The sequence below is a fragment of the Streptomyces sp. WAC 06738 genome, from assembly GCF_003945505.1.
GTDB lineage: Bacteria > Actinomycetota > Actinomycetes > Streptomycetales > Streptomycetaceae > Streptomyces.
Genome location: NZ_CP029618.1, coordinates 1,238,973 through 1,258,588, shown reverse-complemented (window position 1 = coordinate 1,258,588; position 19,616 = coordinate 1,238,973). Strand labels below are relative to the sequence as shown.

Here is a 19,616-nt window from a genome sequence, read left to right as displayed (position 1 = left end):
GGAACCTCGTATGGTCGTACCGTGTTGGAGGAGATGCGGATCCAGTCCCTGGGCGTCATCGACGACGCGGTCGTCGAGCTGTCGCCCGGCTTCACGGCCGTGACGGGCGAGACCGGCGCCGGCAAGACCATGGTCGTCACCAGCCTCGGGCTGCTGCTCGGCGGGCGCGCGGACGCCGCGCTCGTACGCATCGGCGCCAAGTCCGCCGTCGTGGAGGGCCGGGTCGCCGTGGCCGAAGGCTCGCCCGCGGCGGTACGGGCCGAGGACGCCGGCGCCGAGCTGGACGACGGCGCCCTGCTCATCAGCCGTACGGTCTCGGCCGAAGGCCGCTCCCGGGCGCACCTGGGCGGCCGCGGCGTCCCCGTGGGGCTCCTCGGCGAGCTGGCCGAGGACCTCGTCGCCGTGCACGGCCAGACCGACCAGCAGGGGCTGCTGAAGCCCGCGCGGCAGCGGCAGGCCCTCGACAGGTACGCGGGTGACGCGGTCGCCGCGCCGCTGGCCAAGTACTCGGCGGCGTACCGCAGGCTGCGCGCCGTCAGCGCCGAGCTGGACGAGATCACCACCCGCGCGCGTGAGCGGTTGCAGGAGGCGGATCTGCTGCGCTTCGGGCTCGACGAGGTCGCCGCCGCGGAGCCGCGGGCCGGCGAGGACGTCGAGCTGGCCGCCGAGGCCGAACGGCTGGGCCACGCGGAGGCGCTGGCCGCCGCCTCCGCCGCCGCACACGCCGCGCTCGCGGGCGACCCGGCGGACCCCGAGGCCGTCGACGCCGGCACGCTCGTCGCGGGCGCACAGCGCGCCCTGGCGGCCGTACGGGCCCACGACCCGGCGCTCGCCGGGCTCGCCGACCGGCTCACCGAGGTCGGCATCCTCCTCGGCGACGTCGCGCAGGAGCTGGCCGCGTACGGCGACGGCATCGACGCCGACCCGCTGCGGCTGGCCGCGGTGGAGGAGCGCCGCTCGGTCCTCACCCACCTCACCCGCAAGTACGGCCACGAGCCCGCCGCCGCCGGGGGAGAGGCCGGCGACGGCAGCGTCTCCGCGGTCCTCGCCTGGGCCGAGGCGGGCGCCGCCCGGCTCGCCGAGCTCGACGGCGACGACGAGCGCATCGGGGAGCTGACCGCCGAGCGCGACGCCCTGCGCGGCGAGCTGGCGCTGCTGGCGGAGGCGCTGACCGAGGCGCGCGGCGACGCGGCGGAACGCTTCGGCGCCGCCGTCACCGCGGAGCTGACCGAGCTGGCGATGCCGCACGCCCGGGTGACGGTCGACCTGCGCCGCACCGAGGTCGCCGCCGACGCCGACGGGCTGGAGATCGGCGGCAGGAACGTCGCGTACGGCCCCACGGGCGTCGACGAGGCCGAGCTGCTGCTCGCCCCGCACCCCGGCGCACCGCCGCGGCCGATCGCCAAGGGCGCCTCGGGCGGCGAGCTGTCGCGCGTGATGCTGGCGGTCGAGGTGGTCTTCGCGGGCTCCGACCCCGTGCCCACGTACCTCTTCGACGAGGTCGACGCGGGCGTCGGCGGCAAGGCGGCCGTCGAGGTGGGCCGCCGCCTCGCGCGGCTGGCCCGCGGCGCGCAGGTCGTCGTGGTGACGCACCTGCCGCAGGTCGCGGCCTTCGCCGACCGGCAGTTGCTGGTGGAGAAGACCAGCGACGGCTCGGTCACGCGCAGCGGCGTGACCGTCCTGGACGGCGAGGCGCGGGTGCGGGAGCTGTCGCGCATGCTGGCGGGCCAGGAGGACTCCGAGACGGCGCGCGCGCACGCGGAAGAGCTGCTTGCCGCCGCCCGCGCGGGGGCGGAGTAGCGCGCGGCCGTCCGAAGGCGCCGATGTGACCCGGGTTGCGCACGGGTCGGCAGGCCACGTGTGGGCCGAACGGGTGCCGTGGGGCAACCCGGCGCGTACGGGATGCGTCTATCGGGGTGGTTGGGCGGAATGCACCCTGCCGTCCGCCCCCTTCGCGGGTCGTACCGGCGCACGACGGACGTGCGGGGCATCGCCCGGAAGGGTGGTGCATGTCTGACCTGTACGCCCGTACAGAGCGGTTGACGGCGCCGAGCCGGGTCCGGCCCCTCCTCGGGAGTGGCATCCTGGGCAGGCCCTGCGACGCCACGGACAGGAGTTCCGGCCCAGTGAGCAGCACCCCCACACCGCCCCACGGCCCGACCGCGCTGCATGCCGTGCAGCTCGTCGGCCGCGGCGAGGGCGGCAGCGGGGTCCATGTGCGCTCGCTGGCGGCCGGGCTGGTGGCCCGCGGCATCCGGGTCACGGTGGTCGCGACGCCCGCCGCCGCCGAGCGCTACGGCTTCGCCGCCGCCGGCGCCCTCGTCGCGCGGCTCCCCGAGCGCGGCGGGCTGGCCACCGCGCCGCTCTGCACGGCCACCACCCTGCGCGCGGCCTGCGCCGGTGCGGACCTCGTCCACGCGCACGGCCTGCAGTGCGGGCTGATGGCGTGCTCGACGATCCTGGGCCAGCGCAGGCCGCTGGTCGTCACCTGGCACACCCGGAGCGACCCGGACGGGGTACGGGGCCGGATGATGCCGCTCCTCGAACGACGGGTGTCCCGCACCGCCCGCGTCGTCCTCGGCGCCACCACCGACCTCGTCGACGGCGCCCGCCGCCGCGGCGCCCGCGACGCGCGGCTCGCGCCCATCGCCGTCCCCGCGCCCCGCCACCCGCACCCGGGCGGCGACGGCGCCGCGCTCCGCAAGCAGCAGGTGCGCGCGGAACTCGGCGCCCAGGACCGGCCCCTGGTGCTCACCGCCGCCCCGCTCGACGCGTCCGCCACCCACGAACCGCTGCTGGAGGCCGCCCGCATGTGGCGGGCGCTGCCGGAGCAGCCGCTGCTCGCCGTCGCCGGCGAGGGCCCCGCCCGCGGCAGGCTCCAGCGCCGTATCGACGCCGAGAAGCTGCCCGTACGGCTCCTGGGCCGCCGCGACGACCTGCCCCGGCTGCTGGCCGCCGCGGACGTCGCGGTGCTCTCCAGCCCGTGGGAGGCGCGCCCGGTGCTGGCGCAGGAGGCGCTGCACGCGGGCGCCCCGCTGGTGGCCACGGCGGTCGGCGGCGTCCCCGAACTCGTCGGCGACGCGGCGGAGCTGGTGCCGTACGGGGACGCCCGCGCGCTCGCCGACGCGGTGGCGGCCCTGCTCCACGACCCGGCCCGCCGCGCGGCCCTGTCCGCCGCGGGCCGCGCCCAGGCCGGCACCTGGCCGACGGAGGACGACACCGTCACCCAGGTCCTGTCGATCTACGACGAGTTGATGACGTACGGCGAGGTCTGATGGGCGCGGACCGGGCGGTCATGCGAACGACGGGAGCGGCGACCACGCTCCCGCGCAAAGCGCTACCCGTACGCCCCCGACGCGCTCAGCCGCAGCGCCGTGTCGATGAGCGGCACGTGGCTGAACGCCTGCGGGAAGTTGCCCACTTGGCGCTGCAACCGCGGGTCCCACTCCTCCGCGAGCAGCCCCAGGTCGTTCCGGAGCGCCAGCAGCTTCTCGAACAACTGCCGCGCCTCCTGCACCCGGCCGATCATCGCCAGGTCGTCCGCCATCCAGAACGAGCAGGCGAGGAACGCCCCCTCGTCGCCCGGCAGCCCGTCGCTGCCGGTCTCGTCGCCCGCGGTCGGGTAGCGGCGGATGAAGCCGTCGGGGGTGCCCAGCTCGCGCTGGATCGCCTCGATGGTGCCGATGACGCGCTTGTCGTCCGGCGGCAGGAAGCCGACCTGCGGGATCAGCAGCAGCGATGCGTCCAGCTCCTGCGAGCCGTAGGACTGCGTGAAGGTGTTGCGCTGCCGGTCGTAGCCCTTCTCGCACACGTCCCGGTGGATGTCGTCGCGCAGCCGCTGCCAGCGCTCCAGCGGGCCGTCCGCCTCGCCGGACTCGATGAGCTTGATCGTGCGGTCGACGGCCACCCAGGTCATCACCTTGGAGTGGACGAAGTGCCGCCGCGGGCCGCGGACCTCCCACAGCCCCTCGTCGGGGCGGTCCCAGTTGTCCTCGACCCAGCGGATCATCTTCAGTTGCAGCAGCGAGGCGTAGTCGTTGCGGGTGAGGCCCGTCATGTGGGCGAGGTGCAGCGCCTCGACGACCTCGCCGTAGACGTCGAGCTGCAACTGCCCCGCCGCGCCGTTGCCGGCGCGCACCGGGCGGGACCCCTCGTACCCGGGCAGCCAGTCCAGCTCCGACTCGCCCAGCTCGCGCTCGCCGGCGATGCCGTACATGATCTGCAGGTTCTCCGGGTCGCCCGCGACCGCCCGCAGCAGCCACTCGCGCCAGGCGCGGGCCTCCTCGTGGTACCCGGTGCGCAGCAGGGACGACAGCGTGATGGCCGCGTCGCGGAGCCAGGTGAAGCGGTAGTCCCAGTTGCGCACGCCGCCGATGTCCTCGGGCAGCGAGGTGGTGGGCGCGGCGACGATGCCGCCGGTCGGCTCGTACGTCAGGGCCTTGAGCGTGATCAGCGAGCGGATCACCGCGTGCCGGTAGGGGCCGTGGTACGTACAGTGCTCGGTCCACTCCTGCCAGAAGTCCTCGGTGGCGGTGAGCGACGCCTCGGGGTCGGCGGGCTGCGGCGGCTCGCGGTGCGAGGGCTGCCAACTGATCGTGAACGCAAGACGGTCGCCGGGGCCGACGGTGAAGTCGGAGTACGTCGTGAGGTCGCGGCCGTACGTCGGCACCGGGGCGTCGAGCCACACCGAGTCGGGACCGGCGACGCCGACGGTGCGGCCGTCCTCGGTCTGGTGCACCCACGGCACGATCCGGCCGTAGGAGAAGCGCATCCGCAGCGCGGAGCGCATCGGCACCCGGCCCGTGACGCCCTCCACGATGCGGATGAGCTGCGGCGAGGCGCTGTCGCGCGGGGGCATGAAGTCGATCAGCCGGACCGTGCCGCGCGGGGTGTCCCACTCGGACTCCAGCACCAGCGAGTCGCCCCGGTAGCGCCGCCGGGTGGCGGGCGGCGGGGTGGACTCCGGGGCGTACGCGGGACCGAGGCGCCAGAAGCCGTGCTCCTCGGTCCCCAATAGGGCGGCGAACACCGCATGGGAGTCGAACCGGGGCAGGCAGAGCCAGTCGGCCGTGCCGTCGCGACGGACGAGCGCTGCCGTCTGCATGTCGCCCAGAAGTGCGTAATCCTCGATCCGCCCGGCCACGTGCCTCTCCAGCTAGAAGTGCGTTCCGCAGAGGATAAAGCCTTCGCGTGCGCGCGTGCGCCACGGTCGCGGATTCCGCCTCGCCCGATCGGGTCGGGCACAGGGACGGTGGTCGGCCGCGGGCGGTGACCAGGGGATCACTGATACCCTGGTAGCCCGTGGAGCGGAGGGCCGGCCGGGCATGTGGCGGCGGCGCTCGCCGAGCGACCCACCTCGATCTGGGGCACCCCGCCACGCACCTCATCAGCGACCACGGGAGCCCCTCTTGGCCATGCCATCCACGACGTCAAAGCACATCTTCGTCACGGGAGGCGTCGCCTCCTCGCTCGGCAAGGGGCTCACCGCCTCCAGTCTGGGCGCTCTGCTCAAGGCGCGCGGGCTGCGGGTCACGATGCAGAAGCTCGACCCGTATCTGAACGTCGACCCGGGCACGATGAACCCCTTCCAGCACGGCGAGGTCTTCGTCACCAACGACGGCGCCGAGACCGACCTCGACATCGGGCACTACGAGCGCTTCCTCGACGTCGACCTCGACGGCTCGGCGAACGTCACCACCGGCCAGGTCTACTCCTCGGTGATCGCCAAGGAGCGCCGCGGCGAGTACCTGGGCGACACGGTGCAGGTGATCCCGCACATCACCAACGAGATCAAGTCCCGGATCCGGCGCATGTCCTCCGACGACGTGGACGTGGTGATCACGGAAGTCGGCGGCACCGTCGGCGACATCGAGTCGCTGCCGTTCCTGGAGGCCGTCCGCCAGGTGCGGCACGAGGTCGGCCGGGACAACGTGTTCGTCGTCCACATCTCGCTGCTGCCGTACATCGGCCCGTCCGGCGAGCTGAAGACCAAGCCGACCCAGCACTCGGTCGCCGCGCTGCGCAGCATCGGCATCCAGCCGGACGCGATCGTGCTGCGCGCGGACCGCGAGGTGCCGGCGGCGATCAAGCGGAAGATCTCGCTCATGTGCGACGTCGACGAGGCCGCCGTCGTCGCCGCCATCGACGCCAAGTCGATCTACGACATCCCCAAGGTGCTGCACGCGGAGGGCCTGGACGCGTACGTCGTCCGCAAGCTGGACCTGCCGTTCCGGGACGTGGACTGGACCGAGTGGGACGACCTGTTGCGCCGCGTGCACGAGCCGGCGCACGAGGTGACGATCGCCCTCGTCGGCAAGTACATCGACCTGCCCGACGCCTATCTGTCGGTCACCGAGGCGATCCGCGCGGGCGGCTTCGCCAACAACGCCCGCGCCAAGATCAAATGGGTCACGTCCGACGACTGCCGCACGCCCCAGGGTGCCCGCGAGCAGCTCGCGGACGTGGACGGCATCGTCATCCCCGGCGGCTTCGGCGAGCGCGGCGTGGAGGGCAAGATCGGCGCGATCACCTACGCCAGGGAGAACCGGGTGCCGCTGCTCGGCATCTGTCTCGGCCTGCACTGCATCGTCATCGAGGCGGCGCGGAACCTCGCGGGCATCTCGGGCGCGAACTCCACGGAGTTCGACCAGGCCGCGACCGACCCGGTGATCTCCACCATGGAGGAGCAGCTCGACATCGTCGCCGGCGAGGGCGACATGGGCGGCACGATGCGCCTGGGCCTCTATCCGGCCAAGCTGGCGGAGGGTTCGGTGGTACGGGAGGCGTACGCGGACCAGCCGTACGTCGAGGAGCGCCACCGGCACCGCTACGAGGTCAACAACTCCTACCGCAGCGAGCTGGAGAAGAAGGCGGGTCTCTCGTTCTCCGGCACCTCGCCGGACAACAAGCTGGTGGAGTACGTGGAGTACCCGCGCGAGGTCCACCCGTACCTGGTCTCCACCCAGGCCCACCCCGAGCTGCGCTCGCGGCCCACCCGGCCGCACCCGCTCTTCGCCGGGCTGCTGAAGGCCGCCGTCGCCAGGCACGAGGCGGCGAGGGGAACGGGAGCACAGCAGCAGGGCGGCGTGCGGCAGCAGGCCGGCCCGCACGGCGCGCACGCGGGTGCGCAGAAGCCGGTGGCCGCCGTGCGCGAGGGGGGCAAGTGATGGCGGAGCAGTTGAAGGACGCGGCGGCGGAGTGGAAGATCCTCGCCTCCGAGACGCCGTTCAAGGGCGCCAAGACCTCCGTGCGCACGGACGACGTGGTGATGCCCGACGGCACCGTGGCCCGCCGCGACTACCAGGTCCACCCCGGCTCGGTCGCCATCCTCGCCCTCGACGACGACGACCGGGTGCTGGTGCTCAACCAGTACCGCCACCCCGTACGGCACAAGCTCTGGGAGATCCCCGCGGGGCTTCTCGACGTGCCCGGCGAGAACCCGCTGAGCGCCGCGCAGCGTGAGTTGTACGAGGAGGCGCACCTCAGGGCCGAGGACTGGCGCGTGCTGGTCGACGTGTACACCACGCCCGGCGGCTGCGACGAGGCGGTGCGCGTCTTCCTCGCCCGCGGGGTGACCGAGGCGGACGGGGAGCGCTACGCCGCCCACGGCGAGGAACTGGACCTCATGATCGACCGCGTCCCGGTGGCCGATCTGGTGCGCGGCGCCCTCGCCGGGGACCTGCACAACAACTGCCTGATGCTGGGCGTGCTGGCGCTCCAGGCGGCCCGCGCGGACGGCGGTCTCGACGCGCTGCGCCCCGCGAACGCCCCCTGGCCGGCCCGCCCGTTCACGCCCTGAACAGCGCAGGTGGGGGGTTGCCGGGCGGTTGATCCGATGCGGTGATTTTCGTTCCGGCGTTCGGCCATGTGCCGTCACGTGACACGGCCTTCACGCTGGGTGAATTACGCTCACCGGCGTGACGGAACAGGCCGCCCCCCACCGGTTCGTCGGCAGGACCCGCGAGCTCGACTCCCTGCGCGCCGACATCGCCCGCGCCGGGCTCGACACCCTCGCCGGCCGCCCCGCCCCGCGCGGCCGGGTGCTGCTCATCGCCGGGCGGCCCGGCTCCGGGCGCAGCGCGCTCGCCGCCGAGCTGGCCCGCGGCGTCGCCGGCGACTACCCGGGCGGCGTGCACACCGCGCGGCTCTCGGGGCCGGGCGGTGTGGCGGTCCCGCTGGAGCGGGCCGTACGCGGCCTCCTCGACGCCCTGGGCGTCCCGCCGGTCGCCGGGGCGGGCCCCGACCACCTCGCCGCGGAGCTGCGCGCCGCGCTGGCCGAGCGCTCCGCGGTGCTCGTCCTCGACGACGTCACCGCCCCCGAGCAGTTGCTCGAACTGGTCCCCGAGTCCCGTGACTGCCTCGTCGTGGCCGTCGCCGAGGGCCCGCTGAAGGGCGTGCCCGACGTCCGGCCGTGCACCCTGGGCGGGCTGGAGCCCGCGGCGGCGCTGGCGCTGATCGCCTCGTACGCGGGGGAGACGCGCATCGCCTGCGACCCCGAGGCCACGCACGTGCTGGCCGAGGAGTGCGCGGGCCACCCCGCGGCGCTGGTGCTCGCCGGCGGCTGGCTCGCCGGGCACCCGCAGGCGTGCGTCGCCGACGCCGTACGGGAGCTGCGCCGCAAGGGCGACAGCACCGAGGGGTCCGCCGGGCGGCCGTCCGGGCCGAAGGCGCTGGCGCGGGCGTTCCGGCTCGTATACGAATCGCTGCCGCCGTCCGTCGCGCACCTGCTGCGGCTGCTGCCGCTGGCGCCCGCCGGCGTCGTCGACGCCCACTCCGCCTCGGCGCTCGCCGGGTGCACCGTCGCCGCGGCCCGCACCACGCTCGCCGACTGCGCGGGCCAGGGCCTGCTGCGCGAGGTGCCGGAACCGGACCGGGCGAACCTCACGCAGTACGAGGTGCCCGGCTGTCTGCAGCCACTGCTGCGCGGGGTGCTGGAGGCCGGTGTGGGCCGGGAGGAGCTGCTCTTCGCGCGGGCGCGGATGCTGGAGCGCTATGTACGCCTGCTGCAGTCCTGCCGCGCCACCGCGGAGCCCCCGGGCTCCGCGGTGCACACCCGGCTCGCCGGGCTGCCGCGGGCGCTGCGCTTCCCGTCGCCGGAGGCCGCCGCCGCGTGGCTGGGCAGCCGGCTGCCCTCGCTGCTGGCGGCGGCCCGGATCGCGGTCGCCGACGGGGAGCTGGACACGCTGGCGCGGCGGCTGGTGGCCGCGCTGTCGCGGGCGCTGGCGGCGCACCGGAGCGAGGCGGAGGCGGCGCCCGAGCAGTACCGGCTGCACGAGCTGGTGCTGGGCGTCGCCGAGCGGCGCGGGCTGGTGTGGGAGAAGGCGGCGGCGCTGCTCAACCTGGGCGACCTGGACCTGCGCGCGGAGCGGCCGCACGAGGCGCTGGGCCGGTACCGGGGGGCGCTGGCGGTGGCGCGCGAGGTGCGGGACCCGCAGCCGGTGGGGCGGGCGCTGGAGTCGGTGGGGGCGGCGTACCAGGAGCTGCGGGACTGGGGCCGGGCGGCGGACTGGTTCGGGCGGGCGCTGGCGCTGCGGCAGACGCGGGGCGAGCTGGCCGACGAGGCCCGGCTGCGGGCCCGGCTGGGCGCGGTGCACACGTACGCCGGGGCCTGGGGCTGGGCGCTGCGCGAGTGGCGCGCGGCGGTGGCGGCCCACCGCAGGCTCGGGGACGTCGGCGGGCACGCGCGGGCGCTGGGCGAGGTGGCACGGGTGCAGCAGTACGCGGGGTATCCGCGGGAGGCCATCAGGACGTGCACGCGCGCGGTGGACGTGGCGCGGCTCTCGGGCGACACCGCCCTGCGGGCGGCGGTGCAGTTGCGGCTGGCGGACCTCGTCGACGGCGTGGGCGACCCGGAGGCCGCGGAGCTGCACCGGGCGGCGGCGGGACGGCTGGCGGAGCAGGTGCCGGAGGCGGCCGCGGTGCGGGCCGCCGCCGTGGCCGTAGCGGAGGCGGAAGCGGAATGCACGGACGACCCCGGGCCCGCGTCCGCGGCCGGGTCCGCCGCGGAGCCCGTACCGGAGCCCGCCGCCGGGCCGCCGAGCGCGGACGGCGACGCTCCGGGGGACGGGGAGCGCGGGACGTGCCCCGCGGCCGTTCCGGAGGACCCCGCGGAACCCGTGCCGCAGCCCGTGGAGGCCGCCGCCGGGACCGTCCCGGCGGAGGGGCCCGAGCCCGCTGCCGGGGAGGGCCCGAAGGCGGGGCCGGCGCCCCGACCTGCCGCCGCGGACCTGTGAATCCATCGACACATCGCAGAAATCTGCCTGTTTCAAAGGCTGGACTCGGAGGATTCCTTCATTAAGAATGGCCAAGCCGCGGCGGGCACCCCCACCGGGGCCTGACGAGTTCCCTCACCCCAAGGACCGTGATCCATCGTGAAGGTCGGCATTCCACGCGAGGTCAAGAACAACGAGTTCCGGGTGGCCATCACGCCCGCCGGAGTCCACGAGCTGGTCCGCCACCGCCACGAGGTCGTCGTGGAGCAGGGCGCGGGCGTCGGCTCGTCCATCCCGGACGAGGAGTACGTCGCGGCCGGGGCGGAGATCCTGCCCACGGCCGATGCCGTGTGGGCCGCGGCGGACCTGCTGCTGAAGGTCAAGGAGCCGATCGCGGAGGAGTACCAGCGCCTCCGCAAGGGCCAGGTGCTCTTCACCTACCTCCACCTCGCCGCCTCCCGCCCGTGCACCGACGCACTGCTGGAGTCCGGCACCACCGCCATCGCGTACGAGACGGTGGAGACGGCCGACCGGCAACTGCCGCTGCTCGCCCCGATGTCGGAGGTCGCCGGCCGGCTCGCGCCCCAGGTCGGCGCGTACCACCTGATGCGCTCGCAGGGCGGCCGCGGCGTGCTGCCGGGCGGCGTGCCCGGCGTGGTGCCGGGGCAGGCGGTCGTGATCGGCGGCGGCGTCTCCGGCTGGAACGCCACGCAGATCGCCGTCGGCATGGGCTTCCACGTCACGCTCCTCGACACGGACGTGCGCAAGCTGCGCGAGGCGGACAAGGTCTTCGGCACGAAGGTGCGCACCCTCGCCTCCAACGCCTACGCCCTCGGGCAGGCGGTGGTGGAGGCCGATCTGGTGATCGGCGCGGTGCTCATCCCGGGCGCGAAGGCCCCCAAGCTCGTCGACAACGAGCTGGTGTCGCGGATGAAGCCGGGGAGTGTCCTTGTCGACATCGCGATCGATCAGGGCGGCTGCTTCGCCGATTCGCGTCCGACCACGCACGCGGAACCGACTTTCCGGGTGCACGAATCGGTCTTCTACTGCGTCGCCAACATGCCCGGCGCGGTGCCCAACACGTCGACGTACGCGCTGACCAACGCCACGCTCCCGTACATCGTCAAGCTCGCGAACCTCGGCTGGCGGGGCGCGCTGCGCGCCGATCCGGCGCTCGCGCTCGGCCTCAACACCCACGAAGGCCAGGTCGTTTACGGTCCCGTGGCGGAAGCGCACGGTCTTCCGGCGACCGAACTCGCGCGCGTACTTGGCTGATTTCGCGCAGGTGCCCGGCACGTCGACCACATCGGCGACACTGTCAACTCCGGTTCACCGGCCGAACCTTGTCACCAGCGGTTCGGCCGGCCGCCGTACCGCCGCAAAGGGCGCCCGAAGTGTTGTTCCACACCCGACACATCGTGCTCTGTCTGCGGGATTGTGTTGCTGCGGGACCCCGACACGCCATAGAGTCGCCAATCGTCGGCATGGTGCCACGCTGACCAATCGAGAAGTGCCCTGGTCACCAAGGAGGTAGGACGACTTGTGAATGAGTCGACATTTGCTCCCGGGGGTGGTCGTCCAGGCACGCCTGCGCGGGGCCACGGACCCTCGGGGGTGGAGGCGCCTGTCGGCTCCGTCGCCGTCCACACCTTCTCGGCACACGCACACCAGGGCGGAAACGTATACCAGAGCATGGACGGTCATCACGTGAACGCCATGACCGGCAGCCAGAGCGGCGGCGAGGACAGCACACGTCTCGCCGCATCCGCCACCTCCGACTTCGAGGACCTGTCAGAAGGTCACTTCTACGATCCGGACGCGGACTACGAGCCGGATCCCGAGTACGCCGCGACGCTCGCCCCGGACGCCGCCCGGCAGCGCCGGGAGCGCATCGGTCCCACGGGCCGCCCGCTGCCGTACTTCCCCATCCCGGGCCCGGTCACCGACCACGGCCCGGCGAAGGTCATCGCCATGTGCAACCAGAAGGGCGGCGTCGGCAAGACCACGTCGGCCATCAACCTGGGCGCGGCGCTGGCCGAGTACGGCCGCCGCGTGCTGCTCGTGGACTTCGACCCGCAGGGCGCGCTCTCCGTGGGCCTCGGGGTCAACCCGATGGAGCTGGACCTCACGGTCTACAACCTGCTCATGGAGCGGGGCATGTCCGCCGACGAGGTGCTGCTCAAGACGGCCGTGCCCAACATGGACCTGCTGCCCAGCAACATCGATCTCTCCGCCGCCGAGGTGCAGTTGGTGAGCGAGGTGGCGCGGGAGCAGACGCTGCAGCGCGCGCTGAAGCCGCTGCTGCCCGAGTACGACTACGTCGTCATCGACTGCCAGCCGTCGCTGGGTCTGCTCACGGTCAACGCGCTCACCGCGGCGCACAAGGTGATCGTGCCGCTGGAGTGCGAGTTCTTCGCGCTGCGCGGCGTCGCGCTGCTCACCGAGACGATCGAGAAGGTCCAGGAGCGGCTCAACCCCGAGCTGGAGCTGGACGGCATCCTCGCGACGATGTACGACTCGCGGACGGTGCACAGCCGCGAGGTGCTGGCGCGTGTCGTCGAGGCCTTCGACGACCACGTCTACCACACGGTCATCGGGCGCACCGTCCGGTTCCCCGAGACCACCGTGGCCGGCGAGCCCATCACCTCGTACGCCTCGAACTCCGTGGGCGCGGCCGCCTACCGTCAGCTCGCCAGGGAGGTGCTCGCCCGGTGCCACGCCGAGTGAGCCTGCCCGGGGCCGACGAGCTTTTCCGCACCACCGGGGGGACCGCGCTCCAGTCGTCCACGCCGCAGCCGGACCGGCAGCGGGCCAACGGCGAGGCGCCCGGCGGCAGTCCGCGCGTACCCGCGCCGAGCCGCGAGGGCGACGCGGAGGCGGCGGGCCGGGAGGCCGAGGCCGGCGCCGGCGGCGAGGAGGAGGCGGGCCCGGACGACGCGGGCCACTCCGGCGGTACGGGCGAGGACCCGCGGGCCCGCACGGGCACCGGCGGCAAGGCCGGCCCGGCGGCTCCGGGACCCAAGCGCACCACGGCCCCCGCGGCCCGGCGGGACCCCGAGGCGACCGAGCACGGCGGCCGGGAGGCCGGCACCGAGGCCGCCCCCGGCGGCAGGGCCCGGCAGGGCGAGCGGGAGCCCGCGGCCCAGGCGCGGGCGAAGTCCGCGCGGCAGAGCGGCGGTTCGGCCGCGGCGGCCCAGCCCAGGCGCGGCCGGGGCCGCGGCGCGGCGCGCCGGCCCAGCGGCCGGGAGCGGCACGACGAGAAGATCACGGTCTACGTCTCCGCCGAGGAGCTGATGGACCTGGAGCACGCCAGGCTCGTGCTCCGCGGCGACCACGGCCTCGCGGTGGACCGCGGCCGGATCGTCCGCGAGGCCGTCGCGGTGGTGCTGGCCGACCTGGAGTCGCGCGGCGACGCGAGCATCCTCGTACGCCGCCTGCGCGGCCGCTGACGCCCCCGCCGTACGTTCCGGCCGGAGCAGGTCCCGGCGGCCCGTACCGGACGTCCTGGGCGCCGCCCCGACGTCCACGGCAACCGGGCGGGCACCGCTCCGGGCGATACGCTGCGAGCGATGGACGACAGGCACGACGACCCGCAGCGCCCGGCGCGTACCGCCCGGCGCTCCCTCGGTCGCGGCCCCGGGGTCGCCGCGACGCCCACCAAGCCCGCACCGCGGCCCGTGGAACCGGATCCGGTACGCGAGCCGTACCCCGAGCCGATGCCCCTGCCCCAGCCGGAACCGGCTCCCGTGCCGGGGCCGCCGGTGCCCATCCCGGGCCCCGCCCCGCGGCCCGACGAGCCGGGCCCGGCGCCGGGCCGGCCGGACCCCGAGCCGGAGACCGAGCCCGCACCGGTGGGACCCGGGGGCGCGGACCCGGCGGAGGAGCCGGCCCCCGACCCCGAACCCGACCCCGAGCCCGCACCCGATCGCGAGCCCGCGCCCGGTCCCGTACCGGAACCGGACAGCGCTCCGGAGCCCGCCGCTGAGTCCCGCCCCGCGACCGGCCCCGAGAACGCCCCGGAACCCGGCACCGAACCCGGCACCGAGCCCGGCGGCGACGACCCCGACGACGGTGCCTTCCGGGTCCGGCTCGCCAACTTCGAGGGCCCCTTCGACCTCCTCCTCCAGCTCATCTCCAAGCACAAGCTGGACGTCACCGAGGTCTCCCTGCACCGCGTCACCGACGACTTCATGGCCCACATCCGCGCCATGGGCCCCGACTGGGACCTCGACCAGACCACCGAGTTCCTCGTCGTCGCCGCCACCCTCCTCGACCTCAAGGCCGCCCGCCTGCTGCCGGCCGCCGAGGTCGAGGACGAGGAGGACCTCGCGCTCCTGGAGGCCCGCGACCTGCTCTTCGCACGGCTGCTGCAGTACCGCGCGTACAAGGAGATAGCGGGCATCTTCCACCGTCGGCTGGAGGAGGAGTCGCAGCTCCACCCCCGTACCGTCGGACTGGAGCCGCACCATGCGGAGCTGCTGCCCGAGGTGGTCATCAGCATCGGCCCGGAGGGCTTCGCCCGGCTCGCGGTCAAGGCGATGCAGCCCAAGCCCGTGCCCCAGGTCTACGTCGACCACATCCACGCCCCGCTCGTCAGCGTGCAGGAACAGGCGCAGGTCGTCGTCTCCCGGCTGCGCGAGCACGGCTCGGTCAGCTTCCAGGAGCTGATCGCCGACGCCCCCGACCCGCTGACCGTCGTCGCCCGGTTCCTGGCGCTGCTGGAGCTGTACCGGGAGCGGGCGGTGGCCCTCGACCAGGAGGGCGCGCTGGAGCCGCTGACGGTGCGGTGGACGGGGCGGGAGGATGTGGTGCCGGTGGTCACCGACGAGTTCGACACGGCGCCCGGCGACGCGGACGCGGCCGGCGGGAACCAAGGCGAAGGCGAGGACGAGCGATGAGCGACGCAGTGGCGAACGTGTCCGGCGCGGCCGGCGTGCCGGAGACGGCAGCCGCGGCCGGGCACCCGGAGACGGAGCCGGAGAACGAGCCGGAGGCGGAGAAGGAGGCGGAGGCGAGCCCCACCGCCGGGCTCCCGCTGCGTCCGGCCCTCGAAGCCGTCCTCATGGTCGTCGACGAGCCGGTCACCGCCGAGCACCTGGCCAAGGTCCTCGACCGCCGCCCCCGCGAGATCTCCGACGCCCTGCGCGAGCTGTCCGACGAGTACACCGTCCAGGGCCGCGGCTTCGACCTGCGTCACGTCGCCGGCGGCTGGCGGTTCTACACCCGCGCCGCGTACGCGCCCGCCGTCGAGGGCTTCGTCCTCGACGGCCAGCAGTCCCGCCTCACCCAGGCCGCGCTGGAGACCCTCGCGGTCGTCGCCTACCGCCAGCCGGTCTCCCGCTCCCGCGTCTCCGCCGTCCGCGGCGTCAACTGCGACGGTGTCATGCGCACGCTGCTCCAGCGCGGGCTTATCGCGGAGGCGGGCACGGAAGACGGAACAGGTGCGATCCTGTACAGGACGACGAATTACTTCCTGGAGCGGATGGGCCTGCGCGGTCTGGACGAGCTCCCCGAGCTCGCCCCGTTCCTCCCGGATGCGGACGCGGTGGAGGGCGAGTCCCAGGAGGGCGTCCCATCGTTCGACGTGGACGACGAGACCTGACCAACCAACGGACTGACGGTAGATGCGAAGCAGCGGCGGCAGGAACAGCAGGAAGCCCTCGGGCTCCGACCCCCGGGGGGCGGGCGGCAAGCGCGACGCGCAACAGCGCCGGCAGGGCCGTCCCCGCTCCGAGGAGCGGGGACGGCCCCGCCCGGAGGAGCGGCGGTACGAGAAGTCCGGCGTCCCTCAGGGCGAGCGCCCGGGCGGCCCGGGGAAGGGGGGCCGCGGGCGCGGCGGCGCGCCTGCCAGGCCCGCGCGCTCCCGCGAGTACGACGCGCAGTTGGAGGAGCGGGCCAGGGCCCGGCACACCAAGCCGCAGCGCGCGCTGCCGAAGACGTTCGGCGAGCCCGAGGGCGAGCGGCTGCAGAAGGTGCTGGCGCGGGCCGGCATGGGGTCGCGGCGCGCCTGCGAGGAGCTGATCGACCAAGCGCGGGTCGAGGTCAACGGGCGCATCGTCACCGAGCAGGGGCTGCGTGTCGACCCGGAGAAGGACGAGATCAAGGTCGACGGGCTGACCGTGGCCACGCAGTCGTATCTCTTCTTCGCCCTCAACAAGCCCGTCGGCGTGGTCTCCTCCATGGACGACCCGGAGGGGCGGCAGAACCTCGGCGACTACGTGGACAACCGGGAGACCCGGCTCTTCCATGTCGGCCGCCTGGACACCGAGACCGAGGGCATCATCCTGCTCACCAACCACGGCGAGCTGGCCCACCGCCTCACCCACCCCCGCTACGGCGTGAAGAAGACCTACCTCGCCGCGATCCAGGGCCCGCTCCCGCGCGACCTGGGCAAGCGGCTGAAGAACGGCATCCGGCTCGACGACGGCTACGCCAAGGCGGACGACTTCCGGGTGGTGGAGAACACCGGCAAGAACTACCTCGTCGAGGTGGTGCTGCACGAGGGGCGCAAGCACATCGTGCGGCGGATGCTCGCCGAGTCGGGCTTCCCCGTCGACAAGCTGGTGCGGACCCGCTTCGGCCCGATCGCGCTGGGCGACCAGAAGTCGGGCTGGCTGCGCCGGCTGACCAACACCGAGGTCGGGATGCTGATGAAGGAGGTCGGGCTCTGACGGCCGGGCCCGCCCGGCCCGTACGCCCGTAGCACCGGCCGCCCCCGGTCCCGTACGGCCGTGGCGCTGCGCCCGGGCGGCCTCCCCGCGCCCCGCGGGGCGGCCGCCGCGTATCCTTGCGCCGTGCGTACCGCCCTCGTCATCGGCACCGGCCTCATCGGCACCTCCGCCGCCCTGGCGCTGTCCCGCAGAGGTGTCGCGGTCCATCTCCAGGACGAGGACGCCGACCAGGCCCGTACCGCCGCCTCCCTCGGGGCCGGCACCGACCAGCCGCCCGCCGCGCCCGTGGACCTCGCCGTCGTCGCCGTACCGCCCGCGCTCACCGGCCGCACGCTCGCCGACGCCCAGCGCCGCGGCGCCGCCCGCGGCTACCTCGACGTCGCCAGCGTCAAGGGCGGCCCCCGCCGCACCCTCGAGGAACTGGGCGGCGACCTCACCAGCTACATCGGCAGCCACCCCATGGCCGGCAGCGAGCGCTCGGGGCCGCTGGCCGCCTCCGCGGAGCTCTTCGAGGGCCGCCCCTGGGTGCTCAGCCCGGCGGAGAGCACCGACACCGAGGTGCTGAACCTCGCGCTCGAACTGGTCGCGCTCTGCCGCGCCGTGCCCGTGGTGATGGACGCCGACGCCCACGACCGCGCGGTCGCCCTCGTCTCGCACACCCCGCAGCTCGTCTCCAGCATGGTCGCCGCCCGGCTCCGGGACGCCGAGGAGGCCGCGGTCCGGCTCTGCGGGCAGGGCATCAGGGACGTCACGCGCATCGCGGCCTCGGACCCGGCGATGTGGATCGACATCCTCTCCGCCAACCCGGGCCCGGTCGCCGAGGTGCTGGCCGAGGTTGCCGCCGACCTCGACGAGACGGTACGGGCGCTGCGCGCGCTCCAGGCCGCGGACGACGCCAAGCGCCGCACCGGCGCGGCCGGCATCGAGGACGTGCTGCGCCGCGGCAGCGCGGGCCGCGAGCGGGTGCCGGGCAAGCACGGCGCCGCCCCCGCGGACTACGAGACCGTCACCGTGCTCATCGGCGACCGGCCGGGCGAGCTGGCCCGGATCTTCGCCGACGCGGGCGCCGCCGGGGTCAACATCGAGGACGTCCGCATCGAGCACGCCACCGGCCAGCAGGCCGGGCGGGTGCAGCTCATGGTCGAGCCCCCGGCCGCGCACGCGCTCACCGCCGCGCTGCGGGAGCGCGGGTGGCCCTTGAGGCAGTGACCAAGGCCCGTTCAGGTAGCAGTAACCTAGTGCCGCACAAAGTTCGGCTTCACCTCGTCGTCGACCGCAGGAAGGGTGTCGTACGCCCCGTGGACAGCGCTGCCAGGGCCCAGCGGGCCCCCGTGATCGTCGCCATCGACGGCCCCGCCGGTACGGGCAAGTCGAGCACGTCCCGGGCCGTCGCCGCCCGGCTCGGGCTGCGCTACCTCGACACCGGCGCCCAGTACCGGGCCGCCGCGTGGTGGATGCTGACCAACGGGGTGGACGTGGCCGACGCCGCCGCGATCGCCGCCGCCGCGGAGAAGCCGCAGATCGTCTCCGGTACGGACCCGGGGACGCCCACCATCACCGTCGACGGCGCGGACGCCTCGGGCCCGATCCGTACCCAGGAGGTCACCGCCGCGGTGAGCGCCGTCAGTGCGGTCCCGGAGGTGCGGACGCGGATCACCGCGCTGCAGCGGTCGATCGCCGCCGAGTCCGTGAAGAACGGCGGGATCGTGGTCGAGGGCCGGGACATCGGCACGACGGTGCTGCCGGACGCGGACGTGAAGATCTTCCTCACCGCGTCCGAGGAGGTACGGGCCGCGCGCCGCAGCGGCGAGCTGAAGGGCAAGGAGGCCCGCGACCTGGCCGCCACGCAGGCGTCGCTGGCCCGGCGCGACGCCGCGGACTCCGGCCGCAAGGTCTCGCCGCTCGCCAAGGCCGCGGACGCCACCGAGGTGGACACGACGGAGCTGACCCTGGAGCAGGTCATCCAGTGCGTCGTGACCCTCGTCGAAGAGAAGCAGCAGGGTCGGTGACAGAACCGGCCGGCGCGGTGCCGGAGACACGGGGTGCGCTCGTCGGGCGGCGGATGTCCGCCCCCGTCATGCACGGCTACTTCAAGCCGCGGATACTGGGCGCCTGGCGGATGCCCGCGAGCGGGCCCGTGATCCTGGCCGGGAACCACTCCCACAACGTCGACGGCCCGCTGCTCATGGGCACCTCGCCGCGTCCGGTGCACTTCCTGATCAAGCAGGAGGCGTTCGTCGGGATCGTCGGCTGGTACCTGCGCAACATCGGCCAGGTGGCCATCGACCGCACCACGGTCGACCGGGGCGCGATCACCCGCGCGCTGGGTGTGCTGGACGAGGGCGGGGTGCTCGGGATCTTCCCGGAGGGCAGCAGGGGAGAGGGCGACTTCTCCTCGATCCGCGCGGGCCTCGCGTACTTCGCGGTGCGCTCCGGCGCCCCGGTGGTGCCGGTCGCGGTGCTCGGCACGGCGGAGCGGCGCAGCCGCGTGGTCAAGGCGCTGCCGCCGGTCCGCTCCCACGTGGACATCGTCTTCGGCGAGCCCTTCCAGGCCGGGTCGCCGGACGGGCGGCGTACCCGCAAGGCGATGGACGAGGCGACGCTGCGCATCCAGGACCGGCTGACCGCGCACCTGGCCGCCGCCAGGCGCGACACTGGGCGCTAGGGCCTGTGCCCGAGAAGCAGACTTGACGGCCGCTGCCCGGCCGACCGGGCCGTACGCGGCCGAGAACGC

The 19,616-nt window shown here is 74.5% G+C and carries 15 protein-coding genes; 14 read left to right on the top strand and 1 reads right to left on the bottom strand.

Going from position 1 to position 19,616, the window contains the following annotated elements; genetic code table 11:
- Window positions 1–33: 33 nt before the first annotated feature.
- Window positions 34–1,800, top strand: coding sequence for a DNA repair protein RecN (gene recN / locus DMB38_RS05155; protein ID WP_125938821.1), 1,767 nt, complete (start codon window positions 34–36; stop codon window positions 1,798–1,800).
- A 326-nt stretch (window positions 1,801–2,126) separates the two neighbouring features.
- Window positions 2,127–3,275, top strand: coding sequence for a glycosyltransferase family 4 protein (locus DMB38_RS05150; protein WP_125934146.1), 1,149 nt, complete (start codon window positions 2,127–2,129; stop codon window positions 3,273–3,275).
- Between the two features lie 62 nt (window positions 3,276–3,337).
- On the opposite strand, the gene DMB38_RS05145 is transcribed toward DMB38_RS05150, so the two are convergent.
- Window positions 3,338–5,143 (bottom strand): glycoside hydrolase family 15 protein, encoded by a 1,806-nt coding sequence (locus DMB38_RS05145; RefSeq protein ID WP_125934145.1) that lies wholly within the window; start codon window positions 5,141–5,143, stop codon window positions 3,338–3,340.
- Window positions 5,144–5,414: 271 nt separating this feature from the next.
- Between DMB38_RS05145 and DMB38_RS05140 the strand changes: the two genes are divergently transcribed.
- The 12 genes from DMB38_RS05140 (at window position 5,415) to DMB38_RS05085 (ending at window position 19,547) form a co-directional block, all read left to right on the top strand.
- The gene (locus DMB38_RS05140; RefSeq protein WP_125938820.1) at window positions 5,415–7,166 is read left to right on the top strand and encodes a CTP synthase; all 1,752 of its coding nucleotides are present in this window, start codon (window positions 5,415–5,417) and stop codon (window positions 7,164–7,166) included.
- On the top strand, window positions 7,166–7,798 hold the full coding sequence (locus DMB38_RS05135) for an NUDIX hydrolase (protein WP_125934144.1): 633 nt from the start codon (window positions 7,166–7,168) through the stop codon (window positions 7,796–7,798). The genes DMB38_RS05140 and DMB38_RS05135 overlap by 1 nt, the downstream gene beginning before the upstream one ends.
- A 118-nt stretch (window positions 7,799–7,916) precedes the next feature.
- Window positions 7,917–10,232 carry a tetratricopeptide repeat protein gene (locus DMB38_RS05130; RefSeq protein WP_125934143.1) on the top strand — a complete coding sequence of 772 codons (2,316 nt, stop codon included), beginning with the start codon at window positions 7,917–7,919 and terminating at the stop codon, window positions 10,230–10,232.
- A gap of 138 nt (window positions 10,233–10,370) precedes the next feature.
- Window positions 10,371–11,486: an alanine dehydrogenase gene (gene ald, locus DMB38_RS05125; RefSeq protein WP_125934142.1), complete on the top strand. Its 1,116-nt coding sequence runs from the start codon at window positions 10,371–10,373 to the stop codon at window positions 11,484–11,486.
- 267 nt (window positions 11,487–11,753) lie between these two features.
- Window positions 11,754–12,938: a ParA family protein gene (locus DMB38_RS05120; RefSeq protein ID WP_078898162.1), complete on the top strand. Its 1,185-nt coding sequence runs from the start codon at window positions 11,754–11,756 to the stop codon at window positions 12,936–12,938.
- A complete protein-coding gene (locus DMB38_RS05115; RefSeq protein ID WP_125938819.1) occupies window positions 12,935–13,660 on the top strand; it encodes a hypothetical protein in 726 nt (241 codons plus the stop codon). The genes DMB38_RS05120 and DMB38_RS05115 overlap by 4 nt, the downstream gene beginning before the upstream one ends.
- A 120-nt stretch (window positions 13,661–13,780) precedes the next feature.
- Window positions 13,781–15,109, top strand: coding sequence for a segregation/condensation protein A (locus DMB38_RS05110; protein ID WP_125934141.1), 1,329 nt, complete (start codon window positions 13,781–13,783; stop codon window positions 15,107–15,109).
- Window positions 15,106–15,813: an SMC-Scp complex subunit ScpB gene (gene scpB, locus DMB38_RS05105; RefSeq protein ID WP_240661984.1), complete on the top strand. Its 708-nt coding sequence runs from the start codon at window positions 15,106–15,108 to the stop codon at window positions 15,811–15,813. Before DMB38_RS05110 ends, scpB begins: the two co-directional genes overlap by 4 nt.
- Before the next feature lie 22 nt (window positions 15,814–15,835).
- Complete coding sequence (locus DMB38_RS05100; protein ID WP_047014999.1) at window positions 15,836–16,882, top strand: pseudouridine synthase; 1,047 nt, start codon at window positions 15,836–15,838, stop codon at window positions 16,880–16,882.
- A gap of 123 nt (window positions 16,883–17,005) precedes the next feature.
- Window positions 17,006–18,091, top strand: coding sequence for a prephenate dehydrogenase (locus DMB38_RS05095; protein ID WP_125934140.1), 1,086 nt, complete (start codon window positions 17,006–17,008; stop codon window positions 18,089–18,091).
- Between the two features lie 89 nt (window positions 18,092–18,180).
- Entirely contained in the window at window positions 18,181–18,891 is a 711-nt protein-coding gene (gene cmk, locus DMB38_RS05090) for a (d)CMP kinase (protein ID WP_125934139.1), read from the top strand.
- Between the two features lie 53 nt (window positions 18,892–18,944).
- On the top strand, window positions 18,945–19,547 hold the full coding sequence (locus DMB38_RS05085; RefSeq protein ID WP_047019788.1) for a lysophospholipid acyltransferase family protein: 603 nt from the start codon (window positions 18,945–18,947) through the stop codon (window positions 19,545–19,547).
- Window positions 19,548–19,616 lie beyond the last annotated feature (69 nt).

Excerpts from the sequence above, each read along its gene's own strand:
- recN (WP_125938821.1), top strand. The coding sequence starts at position 34 with ATGCGGATCCAGTCCCTGGGCGTCATCGACGACGCGGTCGTCGAGCTG.
- DMB38_RS05140 (WP_125938820.1), top strand. The coding sequence starts at position 5,415 with ATGCCATCCACGACGTCAAAGCACATCTTCGTCACGGGAGGCGTCGCC.
- DMB38_RS05135 (WP_125934144.1), top strand. The coding sequence starts at position 7,166 with ATGGCGGAGCAGTTGAAGGACGCGGCGGCGGAGTGGAAGATCCTCGCC.
- DMB38_RS05110 (WP_125934141.1), top strand. The coding sequence starts at position 13,781 with ATGGACGACAGGCACGACGACCCGCAGCGCCCGGCGCGTACCGCCCGG.
- scpB (WP_240661984.1), top strand. The coding sequence starts at position 15,106 with ATGAGCGACGCAGTGGCGAACGTGTCCGGCGCGGCCGGCGTGCCGGAG.
- DMB38_RS05100 (WP_047014999.1), top strand. The coding sequence starts at position 15,836 with ATGCGAAGCAGCGGCGGCAGGAACAGCAGGAAGCCCTCGGGCTCCGAC.
- DMB38_RS05085 (WP_047019788.1), top strand. The coding sequence starts at position 18,945 with ATGTCCGCCCCCGTCATGCACGGCTACTTCAAGCCGCGGATACTGGGC.